Source organism: Cytobacillus sp. Bac17 (assembly GCF_024519925.1).
In the GTDB taxonomy this organism is placed as follows: Bacteria; Bacillota; Bacilli; order Bacillales; family Cytobacillaceae; genus Cytobacillus; species Cytobacillus pseudoceanisediminis.
The window spans coordinates 1-16,457 of the sequence record NZ_JALJRC010000010.1 but is presented as its reverse complement, the minus strand read 5'-3'; the positions used below and the strand labels follow the sequence as shown (position 1 = coordinate 16,457).

Sequence of the window (16,457 nt, the reverse complement as noted above, 5' to 3'; positions counted from 1 at the left end):
TCCTATCTAATTTTTCGAGGAAAACACTTTCCCTACACCAAGCACTCTTTCAATTACAAGCATTAATACAACAGTGAATAGAATCATAATGCTTGATACGGATGTAATAATCGGATCATATTGATATTGCATGTATGTGTAGATCCGCACTGGCAGTGTCACAACGTCGGTGCTGACAATGAATAAAGCAACTGTTAAATCATCAAATGAAGTAATAAAGGCAAAAATGGCGCCTGCTATCACGCCTGATTTAATGATTGGCAGTGTGATTTGAAAGAAGACTTTCATCGGTCCTGCACCAAGGTTCAGGGCCGCTTGTTCGATAGAACGGTCAAAGCCTACAAGGCTTGCAACAACCAGGCGCATCACAAATGGAACCGTTAAGATGATGTGACCCAAAATCAATGCAAGCGGGCTCGCAGCTAAGCCAATCCATGAGTAAAACTGCAAGAGAGCCACACCAAACACAACAGATGGAATCAAGAGAGGCGAACCCACTAATTGAACAATCGCTGTCTTCCCTTTAAATTGGCGCCGGACGACCGCAAGTGAAGCCAAAGTGCCAATGGCGGTGGAAATAATGGCGGTTCCGAACGCCACAATAATGCTCAGTGTAAAGGATTGCATAAATTCCGGATGTTCAATTAATTCTGTGTACCATCTGAGGGTCAGGCCTTCTGGCGGGAATACAATGTATTCGGTAGTTGTTAAGGAAGAAAGTAATACAACCACGATTGGCGCCAGAAGGAAAATATACACCAGTAAACAAGCAAAGTTAAAGAAATACTTGGGCAGCTTCCTGCTCATTGTATGGCCACTCCTTTCTCAGACCTGGCAAGGATTTTGCTGTATGCGATGATGGTAATGGTGGCAATCAGGATTAGCAGGAAGCCAATTGCGCCTCCATACGGCCAGTTCAGCATGACAGCTACCTGTTCATACGTTAAATAGGACATAACCTTCACCTGCGGGCCGCCAAGAATAGCCGGTGTAACAAATGAGCTGACACTTAAGCTGAACACCATAACAGAACCGGCGAAAACGCCTGGCAAGGTTAACGGCAGCAAAATGGAAAAGAAAGTTCTGAAGGAGCTTGCCCCAAGATTCTGCGAGGCTCTGATGACAGAAGGGTCTATTTTTTCAAGAGATCCCATGATGCTCAGCACCATGTACGGGAAAAGAACATGCACCATCCCGATGACCACACTCAGTTCGGTATATAAGAGGGTTAAAGGCTGATCAATCCAGCCCAGCTTTAATAGAGTATTATTAACAACACCGTTGTTGGATAAAAGAATCACCCAGCCGTAGCAGCGTATAACCATGCTGATCAGAAGCGGGGAAAGCACAAGAAGGGTTAAATAATTCCTGGTTCTTCCTTTTGCTCTGGAAATCTGAAAAGCTACGGGATAAGAAATGATGATGGTAATCAAAGTCGTTAAAAGAGCAATTTTCACAGTGCGCCAGACCACTCCAAGGTAAAAAGGATCTGACATGAACTTGATGTAGTTCTGAAGTGTCCACTCATTTCCCACTCCGGTGCTTGCATCAAAATTTTTAAAGCTTGTAATAAATAAGAAAAACAATGGCAGCAAAAAGAAGAAAATGAAGATCCCCAGCGTCGGAAGTAAAAGCAGCCACGTATCAAGCCGTTTTTTATTCAAATTCTTTTTCTTTTGCTGAAGCAATAAGTCATGTTCCGTTCCGATTCCGGCTTGCATGTGAGTCACCTCGCCATTCTGGAAGGCAGCAGGTCTTCAGGGTTCCAATACGTGTAGACACTGTTTCCTTCTTTAATTTCGGTGGGATTTAAAACGGTATTGGAAATATCTGCAATCAGATGCCGGTCCTGTACCTTCAGAATGTACCGTGTCTTGGCTCCGAGGAACATTTTCCTTTCCACCTTGGTTTGAAAAGCCTCATTTCTATCATTTGATTGTGCTAAGGCGATTTGGATTTTTTCCGGCCGTATGAAAAAGTGAACTTCGGAATTCTTTACAGATGGAACTGAAACGATCTGTTCATTCCCAAAAAAGTGCATTTTGCATTTCTTATTTTCATAGGTTTCCAGGACTTTCCCCTGAATGTGGTTGACTTCCCCTATGAACTGAGACACAAAATCAGTCTTTGGATGGTTATATATGGATGCCGGATCATCTACCTGTTCAATCCGGCCCTCGTACATGACCGCGATTCGGTCCGATATGGCCAATGCTTCCTCCTGGTCATGTGTGACAAATATCGTTGTAATCCCCACCTGCTTTTGGATATCCACTATTTCTTCACGCATTTCCTGGCGCAGCTTTGCATCAAGATTGCTGAGTGGTTCATCAAGGAGAAGCACCTTCGGTTTAATGACCAGGGCCCTTGCCAATGAAACACGCTGCTGCTGTCCCCCGGATAATTCCTTTGGATAGCGTTTTTCATAGCCAGCCAGACGTACCATTTCCAATGCTTCCAGAACCCTTTTGTTTATTTCATTTTTTGGCACTTTACGCAGCTTAAGTCCATAGGCGACATTATCAAAAACCGTCATGTGCGGAAACAAAGCATAATTTTGGAACACCATGCCCATTTCTCTTTTATTGGGAGGAAGCAGGTGAACGGGTTTGCCGTCCACCTCAATCTTCCCGCCATCCACCTCCAGAAATCCGGCGATCATATTCAGTGTTGTCGTTTTTCCGCAGCCCGATGGCCCCAAAAAGGAGACCAGTTCCCCTTTTTGGATGTCAAGGCTGAGCTTTTTAACCACTTCTGTTTTATTAAAGGTCTTGACCACGTTTTCCAGGCTTAAGTAACTCATTCGCTTCCCCTCTCTTTTAATGGGCTACTTCGATTTCTTTATTGGCCCGTTCTGTCCACTCTGCTCGTTTTGCATTTACAGCTTCCCAGTCGACTTTGATCAATTTGGCAATCTCCTCTTCCCCATAAGCCACTTTATCGACAATGTCACCTTCAAGCTTTACATTCTTATTAACAGGACCGTCAAACAAGGAGTTGGCAAATAGAAGCTGAGCTTCTTCATCCAGAACAAAATTGACAAATTTCTGTGCAAGATCGCCGTTTGGAGCATCCTTCACCACACTGACGGTTGCCATCAACGCTGGAGCCCCTTCTTCCGGAATGACATACTCAATTGGGAATCCGCTATCCTGAAGGGTAAATACCCGGCTGCTTCCCCATGCACTTGCGACTGTCTGCCCTTGAAGGAAGTAATTTGAAACGTCAGCTGTTTTATCAAAAGTGATCGCGTTTTTGGCAATTTCCTTCATCTTTTCAAAGCCTGGTTCAATGTTTTCTTCATCTCCGCCATTGGCAATCGCTGTCATGAGCAGGAAATGAACCCCATACGTATTGGCAATGGAAGGGAGTACGAGTTTTCCTTTAAACTTCGGGTCGGCCAAATCATTCCAGGAAGTCGGCGGTTCCCAGCCATTCTGTTCGAAGACATCCTTGTTATAAGCCAAGCCGGTTGAGATGATTCCGAATCCAACGCCGACATTATCCTTGTCTTTTGCAATATCATAGACATTTGCCAGATTCGTAACAACACTCTCATCCAATGGCGCCAGCAATCCAAACGCCTTTGCCTGAGCTTGAGGACCATCATCAAGGAAAGCTACATCAATCTGAGGATTATCCTTTTGAGCCTGAAGCTTAGATAAGGTATCAACAGAGCTTCCCGTAATATATTTCACCTTTACGCCATGCTCTTTCTCAAACTTTGGGATCAAGTCCTCCTTCATTTTTTGCTCATAGCTTCCTCCATAAGCCGCTAATACAAGTGTCTTTTCATCACTTTTTCCTGATCCTTCATCTGCAGAGCTTCCAGTTTGGCCGCTGCATCCTGCAGCCGTGACAAGCAATAAACAAAGCAATACAATTAAATAAGCTTTCTTTTTCAACTCATTTCCCCCTCGTTTATTTTTGCTTTTGTGAACTTAAGGAGCTGTTCTAAGATGAAGACTTGATAAAAGCGATACCCCCTTTTAAATTTGGATCAATCTATTTAAAGAGATTGATTTATATATAAAATATAAAGATATAATATTATAACTTTATATCTTTTATATTTATAAAACGTTCATTTGTATTTCAGCATTTTTTTACAATTGAACCTCTGTATAATAAACCTCTTTATCACTGCGGATATAGAATTTAGAGAATTCAATGATGTCTTCTTGCTTTGTGTATGTAGTACGCTCCCACTCAAATACTGGGGTCCCCGGTTCCACATGAAGCAGCTTAGCCTGATGATCAGGAAGAATATACGGCCGGATAAATACCCTGGCTCGTTTTAGTGCTATATGGAATCTATTTTTTAAGATGTTAAAAATTAAGTCGTTATTGATCATTTCAGGTGTAAGCCCCTGACATTTATCCGCCGGAAGATAGGTATATTCCAATGCGAGAGGATCATTGTTTTCCACTTTTAATCTCTCAATTTTGATCACCTCATCCTCAGGATCAATCCGTAACTTCTGGGCAATTTCAGAACCTGCTGTTTCATATTTAAAGCTGAGCATTTCATGCGGATGTTCCTGTTCCGCACCGGAAAGCGAAATGATGGAATTAAGGTCCTGCTCTTTTGCAGATCCGGATACAAAGGTTCCCTTGCCTCGCTGTCTGAAGAGATAACCTTTATTCACAAGCTCAATCACAGCTCTTTTAACAGTAATGGTGCTAACATCGAATCGATCGGACAGCTCCTGCTCAGTCGGCAGCTGGCTCCCCACCTCCCATTGGCCTGAAATGATCTTCTCTTCCAGAATCTGCTCTACTTGTCTATAAAGAGGTATATGTAGACTCTTATCTATCTGCATTTATGTATCTCCCTTGAAAGAATATAATGTTATAACTTTATATTATTTTATAATTTATCTGTTTTTTAGATAGTTGTCAATATTTTTTGAAAATTAAATATTTAGAACGAGTATTTAATTTAAACAGCATTGTTCAGTTCAATCTTACTGGAATCTGATTAATCCAGTTTTAAAAATTTCCTTGTTTCGATGATCTTCCTTATGATTAACGCCCCTTCTGATGGCTGGCTCCGGGGTTTCGTCGTTATTCCCTTTGATTAACTCCCATTTTGATGGCTGACTCTTGGGTTTTGTTGTTATTCCGTTTGATTAACTCCCATTTTGTGGCTGGCTTCGAGTTTTCGTCTTTATTCCTTTTGGTTAACTCCCAGTTTGTTGGCTGCCTCTGGGATTTCGGCTTTATTCCGTTTGATTAACTCCCATTTTGTGGCTGGCTCCGGGATTTCGGCTTTATTCCCTTTGATTAACTCCCATTTTGATGGTTGGTTCTGGGATTTCGGCTTTATTATAGAAGTTCACTTCACCTTTGCCACCTGATGAAGACTGAATTTATGGACTTTATGAATTTTGGGCTTCATAAGCTCTCTATGGCGACCATTTCCTCGGCACCTCATCCGTTTTGGGCTTCATGAGCACTACATGACGACCATTTTCTTATCACTCCACCCTTTTTAGTCTTCATGAGCCCTCCGTGACGACCTTTTCCTCCACGGTCCACCCGTTTTGGGCTTCATGAGCACTACATGACGACCATTTTCTTATCACTCCACCTATTTTGGGCTTCATGAGCACTTTATGGCTACCATTTCCTCGGCACCTCATCCGTTTTGGGCTTCATAAGCTCGCCATGGCGACCTTTTCCTCATCACTCCATCCATTTTGGGCTTCATGAGTACTACATGACTACCATTTTCTTATCACTCCACCCATTTTGGGCTTCATAAGCCCTCCATGAAACCTATTTTCCTGACTGTCCACCAACTTTGCCCATCATGCACAACCAAAACTGGCTACCTTTACCCCAGTAAAATCTTAGTAAAATTTCATTGCCGCACCCCACCCCACCGAAAAACTCCAAAAAAATAAGGCTGCCGAATCATTTCAGCAGCCTCTAATCCAATTTATTATTTCAATGCTTCATACTGTTTCAGTACTTCTATAGCAAGCTCGCTTGATTCTTCAAGTCCGCATACTTCTTTCAGCACGTTTGGCACTCCGTTTTCTTGAATCATCTCCTGTAGCTTTACTGCTTCCTCGTCTTCCCTGTTATCAAACATTAGTGCCGCAGCAATGGCTTTAGCCAGGTTTGTGTAAGAAAAGCCTGCTTTTTGTGCCTGCAGGGCCGGACGAACCAGTCTGTCTTCAGGGCCAAGCTTCCTTATCGGCGAGCGTCCTACTCGTGTGACACCGTCATTCAAGTGGGCATTTTGGAACCGGCCGATAATTTTATCAATATATTTCTGATGGCCCTCCGGATTCAGATCATATCGATTAATCAAATAGGCACCTGTTTCTCGGAGTGTTGCCTGAACCTGCTTATAAATTTCTTCATCTGCAAGTGTCTGGTCGATGGTTTCTTTTCCGCCCAGGTATCCGAAATAAGCAATAACAGCATGTCCTGTGTTAACCGTGAACAGCTTTCTTTCGATAAATGGCGCAAGCTCCGGAACAATTTTCATTCCTTCGATATGCGGAATATCTTCAGTCACCTCCACCACCCATTCATGGTACGGTTCAACAAGAACATCCAGTGATCCCTGGTTGTTTTGGATTGGGACAATTCGGTCTACGGCGGAGTTTAAGAAAGATACACCGGCCAGATTTACATCTCTGTCAAGATGCTCCATAATGTAGCCTTTTAAAAGGTCAGTCGCAGAGATCTGGTTTTCACATGCAATGACATAAAGCTTTTCGTTATTTCCTGCAGCTGCTCTTGCAGCCAGGCCTTTTGCAATTAATGGGGCAATCCGCGGAAGGATGTTAGGGCCAATCGCTGTTGTTAAGAAGTCAGCCTGCTTAATGGCCTCTATCACTTCATTCTCCTGTTTTAGATTATTCAATCCTGAAACATTTTCAATTATCATGGATTCCTGTTCATCTGCAGCCAGCAGCACTTGATAATGCTTTTCTTCGTTCAGCTGATTAATGATTTCGTCGGCAATATCAACAAAAGTTACATGGTAGCCTGACTGTGAAAATAGGGCTCCGATAAAACCTCTTCCTATGTTCCCTGCTCCAAAATGCACTGCTTGTTTCATCAAATCATTCCTTTACTGATTTATTTTAAAATGGGACTGCAGGTATTCTGTAAAAATCGATTCCAGCTTCTTGTAAATCATGTCTTCATTGGCTGAAGAAAAAATTAGAATCGCTTCCTCTGTCTCAATGATATTTGTGCTGATTAAGCTTAATATCTCCTGCTCTCTTCTGCTTAGCTCGAACGGTGCCAGCATGAGCAGAAGGTTTTTTAGAATAACATCTCTCCCGTCCATCCCCTTTACCATGCATGGCTCAGGGAGGTGGGCAACCTGAAAAATAAGTTCACGGACATTTTTACTGCGGGCATGAAAGAGTGCCATATTGGTTTCAGGTATGCCAAGCCCGCCTTTTTGTTCCCGCTCCCTTAATGATTGCAGGACATCTTCAGCATTCGTCAGCAAATTATCTCCTTCGGCATTCCTAAGCATTTTCTTAAGAATCTGCTCCTGGCTATCTCCTCCATCCATCCGGTAAAAACGAAAGTTATGAATAAGAGACTCGATGCTCTCCTGGATATCTCTTACTTCCTCAAGCATTGCGGATAAAGAAAGGTTACTCTGTTCAGCCTGTTTGAACCCTTCCTCCGGCTGATATTCTTTTCCTTTTGTCAGGCTTTCAATATTGTTTTGCAAGTAGTTTTTTATGGTAAGAATATTTTCATCGCTTAAGAGCGGATTCACCAATATGTACTCAGCATTTATAAAAGGAAGTCTGACTGTAGAAAGGATTAAATCATATTCTTTCAGATCAGCACCCTCTGAAATTTCCTTCATCGACTTGATTTCGATCACATCAATTTCAGCTGCTTCTTTTTTCAGCCTGCTCTTTAGCATCTTGGATGTTCCGATGCCTGTCGGACAAATGACAAGCGCCTTAATGGAAAGATTCTCTTCCTGCATGACCAGGGCTGAGCCAAAATGAAGGACGATGAACGCGATCTCGTCATCGGAAAATTGATCAATATCAGTAAATTCCTCTTCAAGACTTTTTTTTACAGCCATGAACAGAACCGGATATTTACGCATAATTTCTTCTTTAAGCGGGTTATAGGATTCCATATTCTGTTTCATGCGGAATATGGATGGCTCCATGTGGGCCAGCAGTCCCTGAAATAAGGAAAAATCCCTGGTCAAATCCACATGCAGCTGTTCCGAAACAGATTTAATCACGTTCTTGATCATTTGGGCGAGCAGAATGCTGTCATATGGAAAAGCCTCGGCTCCGCTTAATTTGGTCCCTTTAAGTATTCGTGCGAGGTATAGGATATCCCCTTCTGAAAAACTGCAGTCAAATTTTTGTTCCAGCTTGCTTGTTATCTGCTGCATCAAACCGTATTCAACAATAACTTCCTTTTCAGGAAGGGCATCATTCTGATCCACAAAAAGCTGTTTTAGGGTCCTCTGCAGAGAAATGCTTACATGCAGCACAACCTCCAGGTATCCGCTATCAGCAAACCGGGCAGGTGCACCAGAAAAAACAGTCTGAACAATGCTGTTCACTTGGAAAAAATTATCCGGTTCAAAGTAATGAAGAATCCTTTCTTCACCAAGCTTTCCTTTTTCCAGCAAAAATAGTTTCTCAATTAATTCTTCATGAAAATATTGAAGGAAAAAATGCGCAAGCGCTCTTCGTTTGTTGGCTTCTGATCCGTGAAGCTCTACACCGACTCCCCGTTTTCTCGTCAGCTGCACCTGGAATACAGATAGCCATTCAGCAAGTTCATCCAGATAGGCTGATAGGGTTGCCGTGCTGATGCCGAGGTAGCTTGCCAGAACCTGAGTCTTGTATAAGTCTTCTTCAAGAATGGCTATAAGAAGGCGCAGCTTCTTTTCCTGAGGAGGCTGGTCGATCGGTTCACTGCTGGTCAAATGCTGGATCAGCCGGAAAATCTGCTCATTTTTCCCTTCAATCGCAAGGCCCTGGTTTATATTGCGGGTTAACTTTAATTCGAACTCACTGACGATTTTCTCAACTGCCTTTAAATCCCTCTGAATCGTCCTCGCACTGACATTTAACGAAGAGGCAATCGACAATGCCGTGTGTTTACCCGATGTTTTTATAATCAATTCAATAATGGCTTTTTCCCTCGATGTAATATACATGAGATCAGCTCATTTCTAAAATTAGTGACAAAAACACTGAATAGAAAAGCGCAGAATGACGCTTTTCTATTCGGAAATAGCTTTAGTTTTATTTTTTGCCGATAATATCCATAATGGTCTGGACAGATACAGCCGCAGCCAATTTTTCGATATTATCCATGTCAGAACATGTTACCGCGATTCCTGACAGGATTTCAAGATGTGTACCGTCTTTGCCTGCAATTCCGAAGATCAGACGGACCTTTTGGCCATCGAAATCAACACCATTTGGCACCTGGATAACTGTAAAGCCGGATTTGATCACAGCTTTTTTGGCTTCTTCGGTTCCATGCGGGATCGCTACATCATTTCCCATGTATGTGGAAGTGATATTATCACGTTCAATCATGGCTTCAATATAGCTTTCTTCCACATAGCCTGCATCGACAAGCACTCTTCCTGCAAAGCGGATCGCTTCTTCCTTATCAGCAAACTCCTTGTTCAGGAAAATATTTTCCGGACGCAATAAATCGTCATCATGAGCCATTTCTTCATCCACGATGTCAGGAACATTTTCTTCAGCATCTTCAACGATTTCGTGCAGTTCCGAGTTAGCCGGGAACTGAAGTGCGCTGATCAGCTTATCATACTCCGGACTTGACAGGAAGTTATCAACCGATACATGAAATGCATTCGGCACTTTCTGGCGTGCCCTTGGTGTCAGTTCTTCCTGTGTAATGACGATTTCAGCATCTGATGGGAGATTGGAAATCGCTGTATTCGTAACAGCAATTTCCATGCCCGCCTCCTTCACCTTTTTGCGGAGAAGTGATGCACCCATGGCACTTGAGCCCATTCCTGCATCACAGGCAAAATAGATTTTGGATACATTATCGGGCATTGCAGCCTGACCGCCTTCAAACACGTTGGATACAGAGCTTTTCTTGCCTTTCATTTCCTGCATCTTTTTCGCAGCTTCTTCAATATCTTCTTCACCCTGCTTGCCTGTTTTCATAATAAATGCAGACACGATGAATGAAACAGCAGCAGCCACAAGAACACCTGCGAAGTTTGCAATATACGCACTTGCATGATGAGGCGTCACAGCCGTGATGGCGATAATGCTGCCCGGTGAAGAAGGAGCGAATAATCCGCCGCCTAAAAGAACCAGTGTGAACACACCGCTCATTCCGCCCAGGATGACAGCAATAATGAGCATAGGACGCATTAAGATGTACGGGAAATAAATTTCATGAATCCCGCCGAAGAAGTGAATGATTCCGGCACCAGGAGCAGATTTCTTTGCATTGCCTTTTCCAAAGAACATATAAGCAAGCAGGACACCAATACCAGGTCCAGGGTTTGCTTCAAGCAGGAACAGGATGGATTGTCCTGTTTCTTTTACCTGTTCAACGCCGATTGGCGAAAGAACACCATGATTGATGGCATTGTTCAAGAATAATACTTTTGCCGGTTCAATTAAGATGCTTGTCAGCGGCAGAAGTCCTGTGCCAATCAGCCAGTCAACTCCAGCTACAAGCCAGCCGGTAAATACATCAACAGCAGGACCCACTCCCAGGAATGCAAGGATGGCAACAATTGCACCAAGAATTCCTGCAGAGAAGTTGTTCACGAGCATTTCGAAGCCTGCACGCACCCTGCCTTCGATCATCTGGTCGAACTTCTTAATCACATAGCCGCCAAGAGGACCAATAACCATGGCGCCTAGGAACATAGGAATTTCCGCGCCTGCGATGACCCCCATAGTCGCGATGGCACCAACAACGGCACCGCGCTGATCATGTACAAGCTTCCCTCCGGTATAACCAATTAGAAGCGGAAGCAAGTACTTAACCATTGGATCGACCATTTTGGCAAGGCTTTCATTTGGGAAGAACCCAGTAGGTATAAATAAAGCTGTAATAAGACCCCATGCTATAAAAGCAGAGATATTCGGCATAACCATAGAGCTCAGAAAATTACCGAACTTCTGTACAGCTACTTTTAGATTAGATTGAGCCATGTACACTCATCCTTTCAAAATATAGTACTTTATTATTAATGGTAAAGTACAAATGGGCTATACTCAACAAAGGAGAAACCTAACTTTGTCGCGCCATGGGTGACAAAACTGCGGTTTCTCTGTTCCTGAATCCAGCCCCTTCGCTTACTGGTCCACCTCTATAGTCTTACTGGCCATAACGGGTTTGCCGCTGATACTTCGACTAGTGCCAAAAAAGTCCAGGATTATTTATCTTTTTTTAGAGTAAAATTTGCTAAAAAAGAAGAGGTATTCAGCGTCTTCCCAGAAGAAATTTTTCATTCATTAAACTTATAGCTGTTGAAATTTAAAATCTGAACATTCACCTGAATGTCAGTAAGAGAGTTTTCATCCAAATAAAAATTACCATGTTTTTTTAATTCCGCAAATTTCTCTGGACGCATACGAAACCATTTCTCACCGGCATTAAGATAGTCAATTTTTCTTTCTACCCCATCCAAATAAAGGGATCGCAGTTTTGTTTTTATTTTCTCTTCCACCAAGCTTCTCAATCGATCAGGAGAAATGTCCTCTACTCTTTCCAGTAAATCAGCACGTATGGATAAAACAATGGAGAATTTCGGGGAAGGGGCATTTTCCTCATACTTAAATTTCAGCTCCGGACTTTCCAGCTTTACGGCTGCAGCCAATTTACCATCTTCTTCGACTCTTTCATCTAAAGCTATATAATTTTCCATTATCCAGTTAAGAAATAAAGAATCCTCAAATGCAAGTTCCTTTATATATTTCTTGTTTTGAAAAACGGTATAACCATCAAAATATAATACCGGGTAATCCTTTTCTGCTTTCCAGCCTGATTTATTAATTTTAACGGAGGGCAGTTTCGCTGCATTCATCGGTTCATAATATTCCCGCAGAAACTTCATTAAAGGTACGGGCCGAATTTCATTTTGGGCAACCTCGTAAAAATCCTTTTTAAATAAAACAGTATATATAGCTGGATAATTAAACAGAGCATTAATATTAAAAACCTCTTCAATGGATTCGTCTGTTGTCACGATATGAAGTGTAGGACGAATAGAACGATTCCTCCCAACCTCCTCCACCACCTCCTTAAATTTGTGCTGAACGATCCGTTTGGAGATGACTAGAGTCTTTACATGGCCAAAGAATAAGGGAGGTTCGGATAATTTGTACAGCTTCCTTACAGCTAAATTTAACGTTTCCCCTTTCGCTGAAGCCACAAATATAGGGACTGGCTCAGCTGTCTTTCCGCCTTCCTGCTTAGCGACATTTAAAAAATTCAGCCCTTGGAGATAGACTGTATATTCATCTTTTTCTTCATCATAATCCATCCCGATTGATACAATATAGGTTAAATCCTGTATATTTTTGATGCCGGCACAACCTGAAAGCAAAATACAGGATGCGGCAATCATCAGTATTACGTTCCTTGCCATTATTTATCCCCCCTCGTTGGATCTTCAGGGCTAGTTGCCGAGGCACGGGATTTATAAAATTGCACAGGCAGCATCAGAAATGCCTTTACACTTTCCCTCCAGCTTATTGGGGCTATGGATGAAAGATAAGGAACGCCAAAAGAAGATAGTGTCGATAAATATAAAACAGTGAGAATATAGCATACGATAACACCGAACAAGCCTAAAAAAGTACTCACGATGATAACGATAAATCTAACAATGGTAATGGCGGAACTAAGGGACTGATTCACTAGGGTAAAAGACGAAATATACGTAATGGCCGAAACAACGAGCATGGTTGGAGAGGTTAATCCGGCCCTTATGGCTGCATCACCGACAATTAAACCGCCCAATACTGCCACTGTCTGTCCAATGGCTCTAGGCAGCCTGATTCCAGCTTCATTAAAAAGCTCAAACAAAAGCAGTATGATAAACATTTCAATCGGCGCACTCAAAGGCAGGCCAAATCGGGACACGGAGATAGTGGCAACCATCAGGTAAGGAATCTGTTCAATATTAAAGGCGGAAAATGCAATCCATACCCCTGGAAGGAAACCGGATACCGTTATCCCAATCATCCTGATGATTCTTTCCAGACTTACAAACGCATAATTGATGTAATGGTCTTCAGGTGATTTAGTCTGCAGCAATAAACTGACCGGGGCAAAGGTAACGGTGGGGTTTCCTTCCACCAGAATGGCAAACCGGCCCTGATTCAGTGCCTGAACGATAAAATCCGGACGGCCTGTATAATCAAGACTGGGGAATATCGAAAAAGGGCGGTCCCTTATTAAGGAGTCGAGTTCATGGATACTGGTCAAGATATCGAGCTCAACCTTCCCCATTCGTTTGTGGATTTCCTGCAGAACACGCTGATCAATAATATCTTCTATATACATGAGTGCCACTTTCGTTTTGCTCCGTTTTCCAATTGTATATTTTTCAACACATAAAGTGCTGGTATTGAGCCTTCTGCGTATTAAAGATATGTTTGTTTGCAGATCTTCAACAAACCCATCCTTTGGGCCTCTAATGGAAGTCTCAAGTGCAGACTCTTCAGGCTGCCGTTTTGGAAGGTTTGCTGCTTTTATACTCAACAAGTGCTGATCAGCCAGGAACAGGAAATTCCCCTCAAAAAGCAATAAAGACAAGTCATCAATTGATTTTTCCGTTACCAGGTCAGCTTGGAATAAAATCCTTAGCTTATCTTTTGCAGTTCCGTCCTTTTCAGCAGCAAGCTTTGGCAAGATATATTGATCCAAATATTTGGTATCGGCCAAAGTATCGAAATAGAAAATTTCCAACTCATCTTTTTCAGCAGCATGGACATTGCTTACAAAATCCCCGCTTTTGGAAAACTGCTGTTTTAACTTCTCTGCTTTTATGCAGCCATTCTCTTTATGTTGAGGATTGGACTTTGGAATTCTTGTTCTTGCCATGGTTTTCATCCCTTTTCTTCAAAACTAATATAATCAAAGCTGACAAAAGGATATACAACAGAAAAAACACCATGCTGACCGGCAGATAATACTTATAGATAACCTGATAAAAGGTATACGTTTCAATCTTTATACTCATTAGCCCAAACAAGATGAGGTATAAAGAAAAGACCAACTTCGGATTTAATCGATAATGTTTCTTTTTAGCTGGAAAAAATGCGCCTGCTAAATACATAAATAAGCCGATTCTGATTAATGCCCCGCTTAGCCACTGATATAAAGCGAGAAAGTCCAGATGAGAGATATACTCTCCAATGCTTAATACCCTCCATTGTTCATGGGCAGGGTAAAGAAATTTAGTCGCTTCTTCAGGTCCAAATTCCATGATCGAGGCTGTGAGCGGCCCTAAAATTAATCCTGCCAGAAGCGTCAAAAGAATAACAAGATGCTTAAACTTAAAGGCTTGTTGTGAATACGGCTGCAGTAATATGATGATATAAACCTCAAACAATCCCGAAAGAGTATAGAGAATACCATACATGAGCGGCTCTGCTCCGTCTGCAAGCAGCGGGAACAATAGGCCGGGGTCCTTCAATCTAGTATTTGTAACGGAAATGAATACGCCGTAAAGCATAACAAGCGGAAGCAGTATGCCGCTTGATATAGCCATATATTTCACACCGGAAAGTGTCATAATCATGCATACCAGTATTAAAATTATATTAATCATAAGGACAGAAGCATCTGCCAGAAAATACGCATTCAGCCAAATCATTAAATCCCTGAATGTTATATAGGAGCCCGTAATTAAAAAAAGAATCACAGGAACCGATAAGAGCACGGAAAATGTCCGTCCGAGACGCTTTCTCACCATGAAAAAGAAGCCTTCATCAGATGAGTTTTTTAGTATGTAGTAAATAAGCCATATGAAAAACAGTGAAATCGGATAGGCTGCAATCACACTCAGCCAGCTATCTCTTCCGGCAGCTGTCAATAAATTAGGAATCAATATTACATGGTTTAGCAAGCCTGTTGACAGGATGATTAATAAATATAGTTGTTTGGGTATTAGAACCTTTACTAAATTCTTCATAAAATTCTCCAGCTTTAGATTTATTAAATATACTTACCAGACAAGAGTAATTTATGTAATGAGATTCTAATCCAAATTAAAGAGGGATGAAACGAAAGCGAATGTGCCCTGACCGCTTTTGTTTTATCCCTTTTCTTTTAATTTCCTTGCTGATGCTCTTCCTCAGCAGCCATGGCATCTGCTTTCGTCTGATGCACCGTCCCAAACGGATGCTGCGGCGGGGAATAGATAGAGTATAGCTTAAGAGGTTTGCTGCCTGTATTGATGACGTTATGGTATTTTCCTGCAGGGATGATGATGGCAAAATCGTCTGCTACTTTACGCTGGAAATCTAATTGATCCTTGCTATCTCCCATCTGGACGATTCCCTCCCCCTCTTCAATTCTTAAGAATTGATCAAGTTCAGGATGAATTTCCAGTCCGATATCCTCTCCTGCATTTATGCTCATCAATGTCAGCTGCAAATGCTCTCCTGTCCAAATCGCCGTCCGGAAAGTGTTATTTTGTTTTGTCGCTTCCTCAATATCAACGACAAATGGCTGAGGGCCATAATCGGTAATCCGGTCATTTAGTGTAACAAGGCGTGCTGCATTTTCCTGTTCCCCTGTCATAGCCCAAATGAACACATTTTGAACCTGAGGAAGCTGAGAAAGTGCGGAACCGCGCTGATTCTCCTGGAAGCCCTCCATTTCCAATTGATAAGCCCTCTGCAGGCCATCCCGATAATGATCAATGGATACTTCGCCAATTTGATACTCCGGCTGTGTTCCTGTTAAATTGTAATAAAGATTGCAAAAATGGGTTAAATGGACTTTCTTTCCTTCAATAGCCTGAATAATATTTTGTTTATGCTCTTCATTAGGGGCTTGTTCTGCAAGCTGCGTGTATAGCTCAAGTACCGAAGCTTCCCTTTTGACCCCTTCAAGGACCGTTTCACAAAGCTGCTGAAAATGATCCTGATTGCTTCTTAACATGTTGTCAGTATGGAATACAGGTGCATTTACTAAAGGGTAATATGGATAGGAATACGCATTAGGATGATACAATACATGTCATTCCCTTCACAGATTTATCAACACATCATATGCCCATAAGAAAAGAAGGTACGTTGATTTTTCAAGTTGGGCGGCTAATTAAAAAGAACCAGCCTTTTCCTTATTGAACTGTGCCCCGATTTACGGACAGTTTAAAAAGCGCCTATGCGGCTAGTAAATGGCCCCGGTTTTGCTCCGGGGTCATTTTATTTAAGCCCCATTGATAACGATGCTGGTTATATTCC

12 protein-coding genes are annotated in these 16,457 nt (G+C 42.2%); all 12 read right to left on the bottom strand.

Annotated features, from left to right (window positions below; all coding sequences use genetic code 11):
- Positions 1 to 6: 6 nt before the first annotated feature.
- Entirely contained in the window at positions 7 to 807 is an 801-nt protein-coding gene (locus tag NR125_RS13620) for an ABC transporter permease (RefSeq protein ID WP_256815491.1), read from the bottom strand.
- Positions 804 to 1,721 carry an ABC transporter permease gene (locus NR125_RS13615; RefSeq protein ID WP_009334213.1) on the bottom strand — a complete coding sequence of 306 codons (918 nt, stop codon included), beginning with the start codon at positions 1,719 to 1,721 and terminating at the stop codon, positions 804 to 806. The genes NR125_RS13620 and NR125_RS13615 overlap by 4 nt, the downstream gene beginning before the upstream one ends.
- Before the next feature lie 5 nt (positions 1,722 to 1,726).
- Positions 1,727 to 2,803, bottom strand: a complete 1,077-nt coding sequence (locus NR125_RS13610; RefSeq protein ID WP_256815490.1) for an ABC transporter ATP-binding protein — start codon at positions 2,801 to 2,803, stop codon at positions 1,727 to 1,729.
- Positions 2,804 to 2,819: 16 nt separating this feature from the next.
- A complete protein-coding gene (locus NR125_RS13605) occupies positions 2,820 to 3,905 on the bottom strand; it encodes an ABC transporter substrate-binding protein (RefSeq protein WP_256815489.1) in 1,086 nt (361 codons plus the stop codon).
- Between the two features lie 201 nt (positions 3,906 to 4,106).
- Positions 4,107 to 4,823 (bottom strand): GntR family transcriptional regulator, encoded by a 717-nt coding sequence (locus NR125_RS13600; protein ID WP_009334210.1) that lies wholly within the window; start codon positions 4,821 to 4,823, stop codon positions 4,107 to 4,109.
- 1,124 nt (positions 4,824 to 5,947) lie between these two features.
- On the bottom strand, positions 5,948 to 7,081 hold the full coding sequence (locus NR125_RS13595) for a mannitol-1-phosphate 5-dehydrogenase (protein ID WP_192908698.1): 1,134 nt from the start codon (positions 7,079 to 7,081) through the stop codon (positions 5,948 to 5,950).
- A 12-nt stretch (positions 7,082 to 7,093) separates the two neighbouring features.
- A complete protein-coding gene (locus NR125_RS13590; protein WP_192908699.1) occupies positions 7,094 to 9,184 on the bottom strand; it encodes a BglG family transcription antiterminator in 2,091 nt (696 codons plus the stop codon).
- A gap of 88 nt (positions 9,185 to 9,272) precedes the next feature.
- Positions 9,273 to 11,186, bottom strand: a complete 1,914-nt coding sequence (locus NR125_RS13585; RefSeq protein ID WP_192908700.1) for a PTS mannitol transporter subunit IICBA — start codon at positions 11,184 to 11,186, stop codon at positions 9,273 to 9,275.
- A gap of 296 nt (positions 11,187 to 11,482) precedes the next feature.
- On the bottom strand, positions 11,483 to 12,625 hold the full coding sequence (locus NR125_RS13580) for a Ger(x)C family spore germination protein (RefSeq protein WP_019383434.1): 1,143 nt from the start codon (positions 12,623 to 12,625) through the stop codon (positions 11,483 to 11,485).
- Positions 12,625 to 14,085, bottom strand: coding sequence for a spore germination protein (locus tag NR125_RS13575; protein WP_009334205.1), 1,461 nt, complete (start codon positions 14,083 to 14,085; stop codon positions 12,625 to 12,627). Before NR125_RS13575 ends, NR125_RS13580 begins: the two co-directional genes overlap by 1 nt.
- A complete protein-coding gene (locus NR125_RS13570; protein WP_009334204.1) occupies positions 14,045 to 15,178 on the bottom strand; it encodes an endospore germination permease in 1,134 nt (377 codons plus the stop codon). The genes NR125_RS13575 and NR125_RS13570 overlap by 41 nt, the downstream gene beginning before the upstream one ends.
- Before the next feature lie 137 nt (positions 15,179 to 15,315).
- The gene (locus NR125_RS13565) at positions 15,316 to 16,224 is read right to left on the bottom strand and encodes a cupin domain-containing protein (protein WP_019383432.1); all 909 of its coding nucleotides are present in this window, start codon (positions 16,222 to 16,224) and stop codon (positions 15,316 to 15,318) included.
- Positions 16,225 to 16,457: the final 233 nt, after the last annotated feature.